The sequence below is a fragment of the Sphingobium sp. genome (assembly GCF_036170395.1).
Taxonomy (GTDB): domain Bacteria; phylum Pseudomonadota; class Alphaproteobacteria; order Sphingomonadales; family Sphingomonadaceae; genus Sphingobium.
In genome coordinates this window covers 80,857-98,423 of sequence record NZ_JAVHPD010000007.1, presented here as the reverse complement: position 1 = coordinate 98,423, position 17,567 = coordinate 80,857, and the positions used below count along the sequence as shown (strand labels likewise).

Annotated in this window: 15 protein-coding genes; 5 read left to right on the top strand and 10 right to left on the bottom strand. The window is 66.4% G+C overall.

What is annotated here, in order from left to right:
• Positions 1-41: 41 nt before the first annotated feature.
• From V2B31_RS02035 to V2B31_RS02025, 3 genes are read left to right on the top strand one after another with little or no spacing between them, the layout of a single operon-like run.
• Positions 42-509, top strand: coding sequence for a Fur family transcriptional regulator (locus V2B31_RS02035; RefSeq protein ID WP_328274813.1), 468 nt, complete (start codon positions 42-44; stop codon positions 507-509).
• A gap of 49 nt (positions 510-558) precedes the next feature.
• On the top strand, positions 559-2,493 hold the full coding sequence (dxs, locus tag V2B31_RS02030) for a 1-deoxy-D-xylulose-5-phosphate synthase (protein ID WP_328274811.1): 1,935 nt from the start codon (positions 559-561) through the stop codon (positions 2,491-2,493).
• Between the two features lie 20 nt (positions 2,494-2,513).
• Entirely contained in the window at positions 2,514-3,545 is a 1,032-nt protein-coding gene (locus tag V2B31_RS02025; protein WP_328274810.1) for a polysaccharide pyruvyl transferase family protein, read from the top strand.
• A 3-nt stretch (positions 3,546-3,548) separates the two neighbouring features.
• On the opposite strand, the gene V2B31_RS02020 is transcribed toward V2B31_RS02025, so the two are convergent.
• The 9 genes from V2B31_RS02020 to V2B31_RS01980 form a co-directional block, all read right to left on the bottom strand.
• Complete coding sequence (locus V2B31_RS02020) at positions 3,549-4,931, bottom strand: ShlB/FhaC/HecB family hemolysin secretion/activation protein (RefSeq protein WP_328274808.1); 1,383 nt, start codon at positions 4,929-4,931, stop codon at positions 3,549-3,551.
• A 158-nt stretch (positions 4,932-5,089) separates the two neighbouring features.
• Positions 5,090-5,425, bottom strand: coding sequence for a hypothetical protein (locus tag V2B31_RS02015; protein ID WP_328274806.1), 336 nt, complete (start codon positions 5,423-5,425; stop codon positions 5,090-5,092).
• A gap of 153 nt (positions 5,426-5,578) precedes the next feature.
• Complete coding sequence (locus V2B31_RS02010; RefSeq protein WP_328274804.1) at positions 5,579-5,989, bottom strand: DUF3035 domain-containing protein; 411 nt, start codon at positions 5,987-5,989, stop codon at positions 5,579-5,581.
• On the bottom strand, positions 5,989-6,501 hold the full coding sequence (gene lspA / locus V2B31_RS02005; RefSeq protein WP_328274802.1) for a signal peptidase II: 513 nt from the start codon (positions 6,499-6,501) through the stop codon (positions 5,989-5,991). The genes V2B31_RS02010 and lspA overlap by 1 nt, the downstream gene beginning before the upstream one ends.
• A gap of 126 nt (positions 6,502-6,627) precedes the next feature.
• On the bottom strand, positions 6,628-9,633 hold the full coding sequence (ileS, locus tag V2B31_RS02000; protein ID WP_328274799.1) for an isoleucine--tRNA ligase: 3,006 nt from the start codon (positions 9,631-9,633) through the stop codon (positions 6,628-6,630).
• 145 nt (positions 9,634-9,778) lie between these two features.
• On the bottom strand, positions 9,779-10,705 hold the full coding sequence (locus V2B31_RS01995) for a bifunctional riboflavin kinase/FAD synthetase (RefSeq protein ID WP_328274797.1): 927 nt from the start codon (positions 10,703-10,705) through the stop codon (positions 9,779-9,781).
• 8 nt (positions 10,706-10,713) lie between these two features.
• Positions 10,714-11,232, bottom strand: a complete 519-nt coding sequence (locus V2B31_RS01990) for a dihydrofolate reductase (RefSeq protein WP_328274795.1) — start codon at positions 11,230-11,232, stop codon at positions 10,714-10,716.
• Positions 11,233-11,274: 42 nt separating this feature from the next.
• Positions 11,275-12,981 carry an ATP-binding protein gene (locus V2B31_RS01985; RefSeq protein WP_328274793.1) on the bottom strand — a complete coding sequence of 569 codons (1,707 nt, stop codon included), beginning with the start codon at positions 12,979-12,981 and terminating at the stop codon, positions 11,275-11,277.
• 203 nt (positions 12,982-13,184) lie between these two features.
• A complete protein-coding gene (locus V2B31_RS01980; protein ID WP_328274791.1) occupies positions 13,185-15,230 on the bottom strand; it encodes a transglycosylase domain-containing protein in 2,046 nt (681 codons plus the stop codon).
• A gap of 108 nt (positions 15,231-15,338) precedes the next feature.
• Between V2B31_RS01980 and V2B31_RS01975 the strand changes: the two genes are divergently transcribed.
• Positions 15,339-15,536 carry a hypothetical protein gene (locus V2B31_RS01975; protein ID WP_328274789.1) on the top strand — a complete coding sequence of 66 codons (198 nt, stop codon included), beginning with the start codon at positions 15,339-15,341 and terminating at the stop codon, positions 15,534-15,536.
• An 18-nt stretch (positions 15,537-15,554) separates the two neighbouring features.
• Here the strand turns inward: V2B31_RS01975 and V2B31_RS01970 are convergent, their stop codons facing one another.
• Complete coding sequence (locus V2B31_RS01970; protein ID WP_328274787.1) at positions 15,555-16,850, bottom strand: MFS transporter; 1,296 nt, start codon at positions 16,848-16,850, stop codon at positions 15,555-15,557.
• A 132-nt stretch (positions 16,851-16,982) separates the two neighbouring features.
• Here V2B31_RS01970 and pgsA point away from each other — a divergent pair, with 132 nt between their 5' ends.
• Positions 16,983-17,561: a CDP-diacylglycerol--glycerol-3-phosphate 3-phosphatidyltransferase gene (pgsA, locus tag V2B31_RS01965; RefSeq protein ID WP_328275191.1), complete on the top strand. Its 579-nt coding sequence runs from the start codon at positions 16,983-16,985 to the stop codon at positions 17,559-17,561.
• Positions 17,562-17,567: the final 6 nt, after the last annotated feature.

Here is a 17,567-nt window from a genome sequence, read left to right as displayed (position 1 = left end):
CTGCCCTTGCCCCCCGGTGCGGGGCAGCATAGATTAGGATCATGGCCGACCATCATCACGATCATCTGGAGCCGACCGGCGAGAAGCTCGCCGACGCCGCGCGCCGCACGCTGGAAGCGCAGAGCGAGCAATGGACGCCGATGCGCGCCGCCATCTTCGACGCGCTGGCGGCCGAGGAGAGGCCCGCGTCCGCCTATGATATCGCAGATACGGTGTCGAAGGCGCGCGGCAAACGGGTCGCGCCCAACAGCGTCTATCGCATCCTCGACCTGTTCGTGACCAACAATATCGCGATGCGGGTGGAGAGCGCCAACGCCTATATCGCCAATGCGCATCCCGGCTGCCACCATGACTGCATCTTCCTGGTGTGCCGCAACTGCAAGCAGGCGACCCATGTCGATGACGACAAGGTGACGGGCGACGTGCGCGCGGTCGCGAGCCATGAAGGCTTCCATGCCGAGCGGCCGGTGATCGAGATATTGGGCACCTGCGCGAAGTGCGCGGCGTGACGCCGGCGTTGCGCCGCGCCCCGGAACAGCCTAGCGCCCTGCGGAGCCTATGACCCAGATGAATGATCGCCCCGAAACGCCGCTGCTCGACCAGGTGGTCTGGCCGTCAGACCTGCGCAAGCTGGACCCCGAGCAGCTGCGGCAGCTGGCCGACGAGCTGCGCGCCGAAACCATCGCGGCGGTGGGCGTGACCGGCGGGCATCTGGGATCGGGCCTCGGCGTGGTCGAGCTGACCACGGCGATCCATTATGTGTTCGACACGCCGGCCGACAAGCTGATCTGGGACGTCGGCCACCAATGCTATCCGCACAAGATATTGACCGGCCGGCGCGACCGCATCCGCACGCTGCGGCAGGGCGGTGGGCTCAGCGGCTTCACCAAGCGGGCCGAGAGCGACTATGATCCGTTCGGCGCGGCGCATAGCTCGACTTCGATCAGCGCGGCGCTGGGCTTTGCCATCGCCAACAAGATGCAGGACAGGCCGGGCAAGGCGATCGCCGTGATCGGCGACGGGGCGATGTCGGCCGGCATGGCCTATGAGGCGATGAACAACGCGCGCGACGCGGGCAACCGTCTGATCGTGATCCTGAACGACAATGACATGTCGATCGCGCCGCCGGTGGGCGGACTTTCCGCCTATCTCGCTCGCCTCGTGTCGAGCCGCGAATTCCTCGGCCTGCGCGATCTTGCCAAGCGGCTGGCGCGCAAGCTGCCCCGGCCGTTGCACAAGGCGGCGAAGAAGACCGACGAATATGCGCGCGGCATGGCGATGGGCGGCACCCTGTTCGAGGAGCTGGGCTTTTATTATGTCGGGCCGGTCGACGGGCATAATCTCGACCAGCTGATCCCCGTGCTGGAGAATGTGCGCGACGCCGCCGAAGGGCCGTGCCTTGTCCATGTCGTGACGCAGAAGGGCAAGGGCTATGGCCCCGCCGAAGCGGCGGCGGACAAATATCATGGCGTGCAGAAATTCGATGTCATCACCGGCACGCAGGACAAGGCGCCGCCGGGGCCGCCCAGCTACACCAATGTCTTCGCGCAGGCGCTGATCGCCGAGGCGCGGCGCGATTCCACGGTGTGCGCGATCACCGCCGCCATGCCTTCGGGCACGGGGCTCGACAAGTTCCAGCAGGCTTTTCCTGAGCGGACCTTCGACGTGGGGATTGCCGAGCAGCATGCCGTCACCTTTGCGGCAGGTCTTGCAGCGCAAGGGATGCGGCCCTTCTGCGCCATTTATTCGACATTCCTCCAGCGCGCCTATGACCAGGTGGTGCATGATGTGGCGATCCAGAATCTGCCGGTGCGCTTCGCGATCGACCGCGCGGGGCTGGTGGGCGCGGATGGCTCCACCCATGCCGGCAGCTTCGATGTCACCTACCTCGCTACCCTGCCCAACATGGTAGTGATGGCGGCGGCGGACGAGGCGGAGCTGGTCCATATGGTCCATACCTGCGCCGTGCATGACAGCGGGCCGATCGCGGTGCGCTACCCGCGCGGCAACGGCACCGGCGTCGGCATGCCGGATGTGCCCGAGCGGCTTGAGATCGGCAAGGGGCGGATCGTGCGGGAGGGGCGGCAGGTCGCCATTCTCTCGCTTGGCACCCGGCTGGAAGAGGCGCTGAAGGCGGCCGAGGCGCTGGAGGCGAGGGGGCTTTCGACCACCGTCGCCGACCTGCGCTTCGCCAAGCCATTGGACGAGGCGCTGATCCGCAGGCTGCTGACCACGCATGAGGTCGCCGTCACGATCGAGGAAGGCGCGGTCGGCGGTCTGGGCGCGCATGTGCTGACGCTGGCGAGCGACCTTGGCCTGATCGACAATGGCCTGAAGCTCCGGACGATGCGCCTGCCCGACATTTTTCAGGACCAGGACAAGCCCGAAAAACAATATGCGGTTGCAGGGCTGGACGCCGACGCGATCGTTGCTACGGTTCTGACGGCGCTGCGTCATAATAGCGCAACCATCGGGGCGGAAGCACGCGCCTGAGACTGCCAAAAGGGGGCCGAGTGACCAACAGCATCCTGCGCCATGTCGAAGAACATGGAGCCATTCCCCTGAGCTGGGCCGCCGGGACGGGCGGGGCGGACTATCTGAACCTGGGCGACGCGCTCAGCCCCGCCATGGTCTCGATGCTGACCGGCGTGCCGATCCAGCATGAGCCGATGGCGTCCGACCGGCTGCGGATGGCGGCGGTGGGATCGATCGGACAGGGCTATTCAGGCGGCGAAGTCTGGTTTTGGGGCACCGGTTCCTCCCATTATGCGGCGGGAACGGGCGGCGGCAAGCAACTCTATACCCGCCCGCCCGGCACCGATGTCCATATCTGCGCCACGCGCGGGCCGTTTTCGCGCAAGGTGCTGAATGACGGCGCGCCGGTCGCGGCGGACTCGGTCTATGGCGATCCGGTCTGGATACTGCCCGATTACTATCCGGGGCCGGTCGAGAAGAAATGGGATCTAGGCGTCCTCATCCACCTCGTCGATCTCGCCGACCGCGATTATGAGGCGCATCCCAAGGATTATGCGCGCTATGTCGTGCCGGAGGAGTTTGCCGGATCGGTCAAGCTGCTGAACACGGTGACGCCCAAGTCGGTCGAGGGGTTGAAGCAGCGGCTGGACGATATCCTCTCCTGTCGCCGGATCGTGTCGACCAGCCTGCACGGCATGGTCTTTGCTGAAAGCTATGGCATACCCTGCCTCTATTTCGGCGTGCGGGGGCCGAAGCCGGGGCTTGCGACTGTCCATCTGGACGTGGACGATGTGAAGCAGATCGATACGCGCTTCACCGATCTGTATCTCGGCCTCGGCAAGCCGGACCTGCCCATCTATGTGCAGGACCGCAAGAAGCCGACCGACTGGGCCGATGTGATGCGCGCGGTCGATACCGGCTGGGAGCCGGTCAGCTTCGACGCGCAGCCGATGATCGACGCCTGCCCGGTGCCCGCCAACCCGATCAGTGCGCCCGAAGGCGGCACCATCTTCGACCATCCGCTGATTGCCGGGATGCCGCTGATAGGCGGGGAGCGCACGCGGGCCTGATCTTCAGGGGAAGCGCAGGCTTACCCGAACGGTCAGCCGCCAGGGGCGATTGGTTTGGGCGAACGGATCGTGCAAAGCGCGGCTCATCATGAGGTCGCACTGGAGCCCCCCTTCGCTGATCCGGGCGCCCGCGCCCGCCGACGCCAAGCGATAGGTGCGCGCGGGGAAGAGCGTGCGGTCCCGATAATGGACCTGCCCGCCGTCCAGATAGCCGATCAGTTCGACCTGCCGGCGGCCCTGAAGCCGCTGCGGCGCCCAGCCCAGTTCGACGCTGGCGGCCGCGCCGCTGTCGCCCCCGACCCAGCCCGGTTCGAACGCCCGGCCAAAGTCCGCCCCGCCCAGCTGCAGCATTTCGGCGCTGGTCAGTCGGTCGCGGCTGAGTTGCGCGACAAGCCGGGCACGCAGCGCCGCATCGCGGGCGATCATCCGGTCATAGCCGAGATTGACCCGCAGCTTGGCAAAGCGCGTATCGGCGATTTCCCCGGTGACGCGCGCGCCGGGCAGGTCGAGCGCAACGGCCAGCGCCGCCGAGGCGAAGGCGCTGGTGCGCGCCGTCGCGCGTGACCAGCCAAGCCCGGCGCGGGCGATGCGGGTGCGCTCGATGATGAGCGGATAATCGAGCAGGAAGGTGTCGCTCTGCTGCGCGTCGAGGCTGGCGCTGGCGACGAGCAGGCTCTGCTCGCCCGCGACCAGCGGGTAGCTCATGCCGAGCGACAGCGCCTGCGTCCTGACGCGGAACAGAGCCTGGTAGAAGCTGCCTTGCGCCTTGCTGGCGGAAAGAGCGAGCGCCAGGCCTTTCGTCCCGACGGGTAGGGCATAGCTGATCCCCGCAGCGGACGAATCGCCGTCGAGCGCATGATCGTAGAGCAGTTCCGCCTGATCGCCGCCGGTCAGCAGATTGGCGAAGCGGGCGGAGAGCTGGCCATGGGTGCGGCCCAAAGCGGATGCGCCACCATTGTCGATGCGCGCGACGAACTGGGTGGGGCGGCGCGTCAAGCGTAGCCGCAGCACCAGTGCATCTGGGGCCGCGCCGGCGATCAGATCCGCCTGCGCCGCCACGCCTGTCAGATCGCCGATCAAGCGCACCGCCCGGCGGAGTGCGGTTTTGCGCAACGGTTGCTGCGCCAGGAGCGGCGCGGCGATGCGGCGGGCGCGCGCATGGGCGAGAGGGGGAGCGTCGCCCTCCAGCTGGAGCCGTTCGATCCGCCCCTCCGCCACGGCGATTTCAACCATGCCCGGACCGGCGCTTTCGGCGGAGATGGTGTAGATAGCGATGTCGCTGCGCGCGTATATCGAGGCGAGGCGCTCGGCGAGATCGCGCAGCACCGCCTCGGATGTCGGGCGGCCGCGATAGGGGGCGGCGGCGGCTTCGACCCGAAGGGCCATGGAACTGCCCACTATCATGATCCTGTCGATCGGAGCGGCGGGATCAGCGGCCGATTGAGCGAGCGCGTCTGGAACGGCGAGGGCCGCCCCGAGGAGAAGCATCCAGCGGGTCATGAGCGGAGCCGGGGGATCGTTCGACCCCTCCGGCTCCATCCTTCTTATTTGGTGATCGGCGCGGTTGCCTGCTCCAGCGGCGTCCGCAGATAGAGTAGCCGAGTGCCGTTGCTGCCGTTCGACTTGATGAGCCGGGTGTAGATTCCGGCGGTCTTGTCATCGCCGAGCAGGCGGATGCTGGTGCCGTCGTCGGTGCCGACCTGATTGGACAGCACCGACAGGCCGACCGCGCCGGTCGGGCTGTTCGACCCGATGAGCGCGGGGCCGTTGCCCACCTGAACGCGAACCGGGCTCGAGCCCAGCAGTTGCGCTTGCGCGGGCGCAGCGGCGAGGCCCGTCAGCAGACCGGCGGCAATAAGGATCTTGGTAGAACCGTACATCTTCTATTCCCTCCTTGGGTCAGGTCACCCCGCACCAGGAAGAAATTCGAGCATTCCAGTCAAGTTCCTGAAATTAAACCCTAAAATTCCCTTAACTCTATCTTGTGCGACGAGATGCTGACCGGGTGCGGGGAGCCCCGGGGCGCTGCCCCCTTATTGCGGGACGGCGGCGCGGGCTTCCTGCCCGTCGCCTTCGGGCGCGGCGATGACGTCGCGGGTGGTGGCCCCCTTGTCGACCACCTCGGTGCCGGGATCGCCGACCGCGGAGCGGATGCCGGGCGCTGCATTGGCGCGGCCGGCTGCGTTCAGCGCGGCGCTCTCGCCCGCGCTGCGCTGGGCCGGGCCGCCGAACATCGCCTGCATCGCTTCGGCGCGCGAATCGACCGCCGCCGCCGATGGTGTGCCGGGGGCGGGGGGGACGAGCGCGAAATCGGGCGGGATCACCAAAGGCGCGGCGCGCGAGACGGCGAACTCGTCGGGCCGGTCACGGTTGAACAGGCCACCGCCGCCGCCACAGGCGGACAGGGAGGCGATCAGGCCGGTGGCGAGGATCAGTTTACGCATCAGTGAGAAGTCTCCGTCTTTGCGCCCTTGTCGCGCAGCAGTAGCGCCCGTGCAAGCAGGATCAGCACGCCGATGGTGATGGCCGCGTCCGCCAGGTTGAAAATCAGGAAGGGCCGCCATTCGCCAAAATGCAGGTCCGCATAATCAACGACATAGCCGAGCCGCACCCGGTCGACTATGTTGCCGATCGCGCCGCCCAGCACCAGACCCAATGCCGCGACATCCTGCCGCGCCTTTTCCCGCCACATCCACACCGCGACGAAGCCGGCGATCAAGAAGGTCATGCCCACCAGCGCCCAGCGCATCGCATCGGTATCGGCATGGAAGAAGCCCATCGACACGCCCCTATTCTCCAGCCAGCGCAGGCGGAAGATGGGGAGGATGTCGATCCCTTCCTCCGCCCGGCTTTTGAGCGCGAGCGGGTAGGTGACGCTATATTTGACGAGCTGATCGAGCGCGAGGGTAGTGATCGCGACGGTGAGGCCGAGCGGGCGGTGGTTGAGGTTGGGCATGTTATGGGTGCGACCTGAAGGGGAAGTGCGATGTGCTCCGGCGAAAGCCGGAGCCTAGGGTGAAGGTCGCGCCCGCCGACCCTGGGCTCCGGCTTTCGCCGGAGCACTGCGCTATGAGACGCAGGATCATTGCGCCAGCACCGCGTCGCAGCGGTTACAGAGAGCGCCGTCTTCCTCGACTTCGGGGAGCAAGCGCCAGCAGCGGCCGCATTTATGCCAGTCGCTCGGTTTCACGACGATGCCGTCGCCGACGCCCATTTCGACCCGGGCGACGATAGCGATTTCGGCGAAGTTCACACCGTCGCTGGGCAAAACTTCGCCCATGGTGACGTCGGCCTCCAGGCTGGAGCGGATCAGCTTTTCGCGGCGGAAGGGCTCGATCGCCTCGTTCACTTGATCGCGCTGGTAACGCAGTTCGGTCCATTTGTCGGCGAGATGATTGTCGATCCAGCGCGCGTCGACCTCCGGCCATTCGAGGAAATGGACGCTGTCCTCGTCGCTTGGGAAGCGGCTTTGCCAGATTTCCTCGGCGGTGAAGGGGATGATCGGCGCGACATAGCGGACGAGCGCGTGGAAGAGCGTGTCGAGAAGGGTGCGATAGGCGCGGCGCTTGGGGTCCGACTTCGCGTCGCAATAGAGGCAATCCTTGCGGATGTCGAAGAAGAAGGCGCTGAGGTCGCTGTTGGCGAAGTCGAAGATGGCGCGGGTGTAGCGGGAAAATTCGAGCCAGCTTTCGCTGTCGGCGCTCTTGTCCACCACGGCGCGCAGTTCCGCGTCGAGTTGGGCGAGGCGGTGAAGCATGTAGCGCTCCAGCTCGGGCATGTCGGCGTAGGCGACGGCTTCCACCTCTTCATCATAGTCGGACAGAGCGCCGAGCATGTAGCGGAATGTGTTGCGCAATTTGCGGTAAGCGTCGGACGCGCCGGCCAGCACTTCCTTGCCGATGCGGACGTCATCGAAATAGTCGGTGCTGGCGACCCAGACGCGCAAGATGTCTGCGCCGCTTTCGGCCATGATCTTGAGCGGATCGACGACGTTGCCGAGGCTCTTGGACATTTTCTTGCCCGATCCGTCGAGCGCGAAGCCGTGGGTGAGGACGGCCTTGTAGGGTGCCTGGCCGCGCGTGCCGCAGCTTTCGAGCAGCGATGACTGGAACCAGCCGCGATGCTGGTCCGACCCCTCGATATAGAGGTCGGCGCGCACGCCTTCGCCATAGCGCCCTTCGACCACGAAGCTGTGGGTCGAGCCGCTGTCGAACCAGACGTCGAGGATGTCGTTGACGACTTCATAGTCGGCAAGGTCGTAATCTGGGCCGAGCAGCGCCTGATGGTCCGCGCCGAACCAGGCGTCCGCGCCGCCGGCCTCGAACGCCTCGACGATGCGGGCGTTGACCGCCGGATCAACTAGATAGTTGCCGCTCTTGCGATGGACATAGAGGGCGATCGGCACGCCCCAGGCGCGCTGGCGGGAGATGACCCAGTCGGGGCGGCCCTCCACCATCGAACGGATGCGGTTGGTCGAGCGCTCGGGCACCCAGCGTGTGTGGGCGATGGCGTCGAGGGCGATCTCGCGCAGGGTGGGGCCGTTGGTAGCGATGATCGGCGTCGGCAGGACGCCGCCGTCGCTATCCGCGACTTCGCCCTGCTGGGGCTGGTCCATCGGAATGAACCATTGCGGGGTGGCGCGGAAGATGATCTTCGCCTTGGAGCGCCAGCTATGTGGGTAGCTGTGGCGGAAGTCGTCCGACGCGGCGAGCAATGCGCCGGCGGCGCGGAGGTCCGAGCAGATCGGGCCGTCTTTGCTGACGAATTTGGGATTGATGACGCTGCCCTGGCCGCCGAGCCAGACCCAGTCGGCGCGATATTTGCCGTCGCCCTCGACCGCGAAGACGGGGTTGATGCCGTGCGCCTTGCACAGCGCAAAGTCGTCCTCGCCATGGTCGGGGGCCATGTGGACGAGGCCGGTGCCCGCGTCGGTCGTGACGAAATCGCCGGGGAGGAAGGGGCGGGGCTTGGCGAAGAAGGCGAGCTGCCGCTCCCAATCGTCACCCCGGACTTGATGCGGGGTCTCGCTGCCTTGGGTGGCGTTGAAAGAAGAAGCGGGATCCCGGCTTTCGCCGGGATGACGGAGGAGGTTGTAGATTGGGTGGCGGGCTATGGCTCCGGCGAGTTGGGAGCCTTTAAACACCTTAAGGATTTCGCCAGGCGGAAAAGACGGAAGCCCAAATTCTACGCGCTTGTGGAATTGCTCCACCAGTTCTTTAGCGATCACATACTTGTAGCTTTGGACCTGCGGTATTGGCTTGCCAGGCACATACCACGAGGCATCGCCTCGGTACGTCTCAAGCAAAACATACTCAATCTCCGGCCCATAAGCGAGCGCCTGGTTCACCGGGATCGTCCAGGGCGTCGTCGTCCAGATGACCGCATGGGCGCCGACCAGTTCGGGCGCGTTCGGCGCTTCCACGATCTCGAACGCCACGTCGATCTGGGTCGAGGTGATGTCCTCATACTCCACCTCGGCCTCGGCCAGCGCGGTCTTTTCCACCGGCGACCACATCACCGGCTTCGCGCCGCGGTAGAGCTGGCCGCTCTCGGCAAATTTCAGCAGTTCGCCGACGATCGTCGCCTCGGCGTCGAACTTCATGGTGAGATAGGGGTCTTCCCAATCGCCCATGATGCCGAGCCGCTTGAACTGCTCGCGCTGCACGCCGACCCATTTGTCGGCATAGGCGCGGCACTGGGCACGGAATTCGGACGGGGGCACCTCATCCTTGTTCAGCTTCTTCTTGCGATATTCCTCCTCGATCTTCCATTCGATGGGGAGGCCGTGGCAGTCCCAGCCGGGTACATAGGGCGCATCCTTGCCGAGCAGGGATTGCGAGCGGACGATGATGTCCTTGAGCACCTTGTTCATCGCATGGCCCATATGGATGTCGCCGTTGGCGTAAGGCGGGCCGTCATGGAGGATGAAGCGGTCGCGGCCGGCGCGCCTTTCGCGCAGACGCCCGTAGAGGTCCATCGCCTCCCACTTCGCCGCGATGGCCGGTTCCTTTTGCGCAAGGCCAGCCTTCATCGGGAAGTCGGTCTGGGGCAGGAAGACGGTGGTTTTATAGTCGGGTGCGTCGGTCATGCGGGTCCGGTCAGTCGAAACGCCGTTCGCCCTGAGCGAAGTCGAAGGGCCGGCCCGACGAAGGAGGGCTGTGCGAAGCCTCGACTTCGCTCGGCCGTGTGTCTCGACTTCGCTCGACACGAACGGGAAATGGTGAAGCGTCGCCCTACGCGAGCGTGGGCGTTCCCGCAAGGATTTGCCGTGCGTCGGCGCAGTCCTGCGCGATGCCGGCGATCAGCGCGTCGAGGCCGTCATATTTGCGCTCGGCGTGGAGGTAACGGATGAGTTGGACCTCGATGCTCTGGTCGTAGAGGCTCTCGGCGAAATCGAAGAAATGCGGCTCCAGCAATTCCTTGGGCGGATCGAAGCTGGGGCGGATGCCAAGGTTGGCCGCGCCGTCCAGCACCCGGCCATCAGCGAGCAGCCCGCGCACCGCATAGATGCCGTAGGCGGGGCGGAGATAGGCGCCCATGTCGATATTGGCGGTGGGGAAGCCGATGGTGCGGCCGAGCTTGTCGCCATGCTGCACCATGCCGCGGATCGCAAAGGGGCGGGTGAGCAGGCGGGCGGCGGTGTCGCAATCGCCGGCCTTCAGCGCTGTGCGGATGCGGCTGGAGGAGATGATGCCCGCTTCGTCGGACACGGGCGCGACGGCTTGCGCAGGCAGGCCGAGCGCGGCGAAGCTCTCCACCGTGCCGCTGCGGTCCTTGCCGAAGGTGAAATCCTCCCCTGTGACCACCGCCGCGACGCCGAGTTGGCTGGTCAGCAGATCGACATAGGCCCGCGGCGAGAGGGCGGCGAGAGCGGCGGTGAAATCGAACACCAGCATCGCGTCCGCACCGGCGCGCGCGAACAGGGCTTCGCGCTGGTCGAGCGTGGTGAGGCGGAAGGGCGGGGTGTCGGGCCGGAACAGCCGCATCGGGTGCGGATCGAAAGTGGCGACGATCGCGGGACGGCCCTCGGCCCGCGCGCGCTCAATGGCGCGGCCGACCACCGCCTGGTGGCCGGCGTGAAAGCCGTCGAAATTGCCGAGCGCCATGACGCTCCCGCGCAGAGCGGCGGGGACGGGGGCGCTGCTGGAAAGCCGCTCCATGCGCGCGCCTATAGGGGGAGGTCAGGGGTGTGGCAATCCGCTCGCCCAAAGGTGACGAAGCTGTAGGCAGGGCGGCCGTCCGTGGCGGGATAATCGGCGCGCGCGGTCTCGCGCCATAGCGCGGGATCAGGGTAGGCGATGGCGGCGTCGCCATCGGCCTCGATATGGACTTCGGTGAGTTCGATGCGGGTAGCGAGCGGCAGGAACAGGCGGTAGATTTCCGCGCCGCCGATCACCATCAGCGTCGGCGCGGCGGCAAGGGCGAGCGCCTGATCGATATCATGCACGGCTTCCGCCCCCGGCGCGGCCCAGTCGGGATCGCGGGTCAGCACGATATGGCGGCGGCCGGGCAGCAGGCCGGGCAGGCTGTCGAAGGTCCGCCGCCCCATCAGCATCGGATGGCCGGCGGTCAGCGCCTTGAAATGTTTGAGGTCGGCGGGCAAGCGCCAAGGCAGGTCGCCATCCTTGCCGATCACGCCATTATCGGCGCGTGCGAGGACGAGGACGATGTCGGTGGGATATGTCACGCCGGGTTCGTAGCGGCCCTGTGCACTCCCGCCAAGCGGGCTTTACGCCACCTGGGCGCGGGCGGCGCCGATGCTCGCCTGGAGATGGGCGCGGCGGAAGGGTTTGGAGAGGCGGACCACGTCGGGCGCGATCAGGTCTATGCCCTGATAGCCCGAGATGATGAGCAGGGCGATGGCGGGATGTTCCGACCGCAGCCGCAGCGCCAGCTCCGCGCCGGTCATGCCGGGCATGACATGATCGGTGATGACGATGTCGGGCCGGTGCCCCGCCTCGATCATGCCGATGGCGAGTTCTGCCTGGTCGATATCGACCACGTCATAGCCCATATCCTCCAGCATCCCGCGCGTGCTGGCGCGCACCAGCGCATTGTCGTCGACCAGCAGGATGCTGCCTTTCGAGCGGCCGGGGGGCAGATGAAGCGGGTCGGCCTCCTCCGCGCGCGGTTTCGCGCGCTCGACCGGCAGCCAGAACTGGACCCGCGTGCCCATGCCCACGTCGCTGTCGATCTCCAGCGCGCCGCCGAGCTGGGCGGCAAGGCCATGCGCCATGGAGAGGCCAAGGCCGGTGCCATGGCCGGTCGGTTTGGTGGTGAAGAAGGGCTCCATCGCCGACGCCTTGACCGACGGGCTCATGCCGATGCCGGTGTCGGCGATCGTCAGGCAGACATAGGGGCGGGGGCCAAGCGGGGCGGGCAGGCCGTCCTCGTGCAGGTCGGCGTGGATGTGGAGGCTGCCACCGTCGGGCATGGCGTCGCGGCTGTTGACGACGAGGTTGAGGATCGCGAGCTCAAGCTGATGCCCGTCGGCATGGACCGGCGGAAGATGCGCCGGCACGTCCATGCCGATCGTGATACGCGGTCCGAGCGTGCTTTCGAGCAGCGCCGTCATGCCCGCCAGCAGATCGGGCAGGTGAACGGCAGTGGGCACCAGCGGCTGGCGGCGGGCGAAAGCGAGCAGGCGCTGCACCAGCGTTTGCGCGGTTTCGGCCGCCTGCATCCCCACGCCGGCGGTGCGGGCGAGCTGGTCGGGCGAAAGCTGCCCCGACAATATGCGGTCGAGGCCGCCCATGATGGGGGTGAGCAGATTGTTGAAATCATGCGCGACATGGCCGGTCAGCTGGCCCAGCATCTCCATCTTCTGGACCTGGCGCAGCGTGTCCTGCGAGCGTTCGAGATCGCGGGTCCGGTCGCGCACGCGCTGCTCCAGCTCAGCGTTCAACCCCTCCAGCGCGGCGAAGAGGCGGCCATTTTCGAGCGCGGTGGAGGCGGCGCGGGCCAGCGCTTCCAGTAGCGCGATCTGGTTGTCGGTCGGTGCGCCGGTTTCGGACCAATAGGCCCCGACCGCCGCGATCGGGTCGGTTCGGCCGATCGGCACCATTATCATGCTGCGGACGAAGGTTTCGCGGTAGGCGTCCACCGGCACGCGCGGGTCGAGGAACACGTCTGGGATAACGGCGGTCTGCTGGTTCTGCATCGCCCAGCCGGACACGCAGCGCTGCATCGGGAAGCGCTGCCCGGCCCACAGCGGGGCCATCGCATCCTCGGCGACATAATGGCATTTGTCCTCGTCGCGCAGGACGATCGCGATGCCGTCCGCCCCCACGGCGCGGCGGGCGAAGGCGCGCAGGACCGAGGTGACAGCGTCGAGCGAGCGCGCGCCGGCGAGCGCCTCCATGGCTTCTGCGGTCAGGCTCCAGCGGGCGGCGAGCGCCTTCTCGGAGCGCGTTTCAGTGTCCGATCGATCATCCATGGCGCGGCCCTGCCCTATGGGAACTGCGCTATCCATATCATCGATCGGCAAGCCAGGTAAAATCCTTTCCAGCCAACGGCTTGATCGCCGGGACTGAGAAATTGATCCAGATTAGCCCGGATGGCCGCCGTTAACCTTGTCGATGCGCCCATTGCGGCAGTTGCCGGCGGCGCGGACGAGACGTCGTTAACCATATCGGGAGGTCAGGGTTCGGACTCTTCTTCCTCGGGCAGGGTCGGCGCGACTCGCGGCGGCGGCGCGTCTGAGGCCGGTGCCCCATCGACGGGAACGCGAATCTGGTTGGGGCCGATATTGACGGTCAGCCCGTCCTCATCGACATCGACGCCGACATTGCCGATGCCGGTTTCGACCGCGACATTGGCGATGGCGTTGACCAGATCGGGATCCTGCTCGGCATCGGACGTATCCTCGACCGGCTCGTTGATCGCGCCGCTCATGAAATTGCGCCAGATGCGCGCGGGCACGCCGCCGCCGGCCGCGCCGCCGGGCAGCGGGGCATTGTCGTCATTGCCGATCCACACGGCGGTGACGAGGCCGCCGGCATAGCCGACGAAGATCGCGTCTCGGCTGTCCTGCGTCGTGCCGGTCTTGCCGAAAGTGCTGGTGCGCAGCGCCGCCGCGCTGCCGGTGCCGCGATTGGCGGCGGAGGAGAGGAGATCGCGGATCATTTCCAACTGGTCCTCGCCAAAGCGGCGCTGCCGCTGCATCAGCCGCTCGAACCAGCCCTGTTCCTCGGGCGGCAGGCCATGGGCGACGACGGGATAAGCGCCCGCCGCGACCGCCGCATAGGCTTCGGCCAGTTCAATGAGCGGGATTTCCGACGTGCCGAGCGCGAGGCTGAGATCCTCGGTCAGCGGCGCGGTGACGCCGAGGTCGCGGGCGACCTTGATGACAGCGTCGACCCCGACCTTCTGGGTCAGGCGCACGGCGGCGACGTTGCTCGACGCGGCGAACGCCTGGCGCAGGGTGATGCGGCCGCGATATTTGCCGCCATGGTTGGCGGGCCGATAGGTGACGGTCGTGATCGGCGTGTCGTCCACCATGTCGTCGGGGGTCATGCCGGCGCGGAAGGCGGCGAGATAGACGAACAGTTTGAAGGTGGAGCCAGGCTGGCGCTTGGCCTGGACTGCGCGGTTGAAGCTGCTCTTCGCGTAACTCTTGCCGCCGACCATGGCAACGATGCTGCCGTCGGGCTTCATCGCCACCAGCGCGGCCTGCGCGCTCCCGAGTGGTGCGCGGCGGATCGCGGCTTCGGCCAGGCGCTGGATGCGCCAGTCGAGCGTGGTATCGATATTCTGCTCGCCATAGACCGCGCCGGCCCGGTCGCGCGCTTGGGGCAGCACCCAGTCGGCGAAATAGGTGCCGCTGGTGGGATCAGCCTCCTCATGCACGTTGAGCCGAGCTGGCGGCAGAGCGTTGCGCTCCGCCTGGCTGATATAGCCTGAATCCACCATCGCCTGGGTGACCAAGGCGGCGCGGGCGCGCGCGCCCTTGAGGTTGGTGGTGGGCGCAAGGCGGGAGGGCGCTTTGAGCAGCCCCGCCAGCATCGCCGCCTGCGGAATGGTGAGGCGATCGGGCGAGCGGTTGAAATAATGGCGAGCGGCGGCGCGCAGGCCGTAGACATTGTCGCCGAAATAGACGTTGGAGAGGTAGCGCTCCATGATCTGGTCCTTGGTCAGCCAGACCTCCAGCCAGACCGCGATCAGCGCCTCGCGCGCCTTGCGGCCGAAGGTGCGGTCGCTGGAGAGGAACACGCCTTTCGCCAGCTGCTGGGTGATGGTGCTGCCGCCCTGCGACGCGCCATCGGACCAGAGATTGTGCCACATGGCGCGCGCGATGCCGCGCGGATCGACGCCCCAGTGGCTCGGGAAGCGGCGATCCTCGATCGCCATGAAGGCTTGCGGAACATGGGCGGGCAGTTCGGCCATGGTGACGGGCCGGTCGATCACAGCCCCGCGCCGGGCGATCAGATGCCCGTCCGCTGACATGAGGCTGATGCTGGGCGGCGCGATGGGCTTCAAGGACCGGGAGAGCGGGGCCGTCACCGCCAGCCAGGCGATGAGGATCATCAGCAGGGCGAGACCCGCAGCGACGATCCAGCCGAAAATCTGCATGCGCCTGCGCCAGGGGGTGGGCGGGGCGAAGGCGCTGGGCGGGCCTGCGCCGAAGTCGCGCGGCGGCAGGGCGGCGGGATCGGCGGGGGCGGAGTCGCTCATCGGTTCGATCATGCTGTATTATTCATATGATACAGTCAAGCCTGTCCCGGTGCGGGACAGCGGAATTTTAACCAGTTTCGGCAGTGGTCCGCATGGTAAATTTTGCGTTAACGCATTGCTATGCGAACCCGTCCCCTCGTCCTTACGACCGAATCGGCCCGCCATCCTTTCCGGCAGCGGCTGCCCGCGCATGTGCTGCGTATTGCCGACGAGAAGGCGGAGCGGACGCGCCGGGTGCGCGACGACGACAGCGACTGGAAGCTGTTTGCGCTGAGCTTCTGCGCTTTCTTCACGGCCTTCTACAGCTTCATCTTCTGATCGGCGCGCCGTCACGGCTCAGTCGCACGCCTTGTGCAGCTTCCACGCGAGCGCCGCGCAGGGGAGCGACAGGAAAGCGACCAGCAGTAACTGCATCACCACCGACATGCCCGCGAGGCTGAGCCCGATCGCGCAAAGCGATCCTGCCACCATCGCGCCGGAATTCACGATATTGTTGGCGGCGACGGTGCGCGCCGCCTCGCATTTCTCGACCGTGGTGGTGAGGAAGGCGTAGAGCGGCACGACGAACATGCCGCCGAAGGTCGCGACGCCGAGCAGGCAGAGCGAGAGCGGCCAGGCGAGCGGATGCGCGAGGAAGCCGGCGAGCGAGAGCATCTGCCCATTGGGCGCCGGGGTCCAGAGATCGCAGACGATGTGGAAGGCGACGATGCACAGGCCCATGCCGATCACCGAGGCGGGCGCATATTTGGCCGAGACATGCCCCTGAAGCAGGCGATTGATCGCGATCGACCCGATGGCGATGCCGATCGAGAAGATGGCAAGGAAAAGGCTCGCGACTGGCTTGTCGGCGGTCAGCACATTTTTCACCAAGGGCGGAAACTGGATGAAGAGGATCGAGCCGACCGCCCAGAACAGGCTGATCGACATGATCGCGAGGAACAGCCGGCGGATGTGCATCGTGCCGCGCACCAGCGCGATCGAGGAGCGGATGATGTGGAAGTCGATCGGCTGGGCTTCCAGCAGCGAAGGGGCGGGCGGCACTTTTCGCCCGGCGGCATAGCCGATCAACGCGGTGACGATGATGCAGACCGCCGCCGCCTCTATCGGGATCAACCCGGCGAGGATGGTGCCGGCGAGGATCGCGATATAGGTGCCGGCTTCCACGAGGCCGGTGCCGCCCAGCACTTCATCGTCATGCAGATGCTGGGGCAGGATCGCATATTTGATCGGGCCGAAGAAGGTGGAATGGATGCCCATGGCGAACAGCGCGGCAAGCAGCAGCGGGATCGCCAGCGTGTGGACGGCGATACCGCTCCAGATGAGGGCAAGGCCGAGCGCGCCCACGGCCATGATCGCGATTTCGGCGGCTTTCACCCAGCGGATGATGACCGCTTTGTCGCGCTGGTCTGCCAGCTGCCCCGACAGAGCGGATAGCAGGAAGAAGGGCAGGATGAAGAGGCCGGTCGCCAGCGCCGAGAACCAGGTTTCCGACTTTTCGTCATTATAGACCTGATAGACGACGAACAGGACCATCGCATTCTTGAACAGATTGTCGTTGAACGCGCCCAGCAGCTGGGTGATGAACAAGGGCAGAAAACGGCGCTTGTTCAAGAGCCTGAGAGAGGCTTGCATGTGAAGGGGGATCTTCTTTCCCGTTGCCGATCGTGGCGCGGTCTAGCGCCTGGGGCGGTTGCTGTCCAATGCCAAGCGCACCGCATGCAGGGCTTGCTTGTGCCGCGTGCCCGACTGTGGCACTTGCCGGCCATGCTGACGCTGCCCAATGTGCTGACGCTTTCGCGCATCCTGACGGTGCCGCTGTTGGTCGCGTTGCTGTGGCCAGAGGAGATGGCGAGCGGGGGGCAGGGGGCGCGCTGGACCACCGGCTATGCGCTGGCGTTCGGCCTCTACTGCCTGATGGGCGTGACCGATTATTTCGACGGCTATCTGGCGCGGGCGCAGGGGACGGTGTCGAAGCTCGGCGTGTTCCTTGATCCCATTGCCGACAAGATAATGGTCGGCGCGGTGATCCTGATGCTGGCGGCGACGCGCGACATTGCCGGGCCGCATGTGATCGCTGCGATGATTATCCTGCTGCGCGAGATCGCGGTATCGGGGCTGCGCGAGTTTCTGGCCGGATTGCAGGTGTCGGTGCCGGTGTCGCGGCTGGCCAAGTGGAAGACGACGTTCCAGCTGATCGCGCTCGGCGCGCTGATCCTGGCCGGCGCGGTGCCGCAATTTCCCTTCGTGCAGATGGTAGGGATTGTGACGCTCTGGGCGGCAGCGATCCTGACGCTGGTGACCGGCTGGGATTATCTGCGCGTCGGCATCAAGCATATGGACTGACGGGGT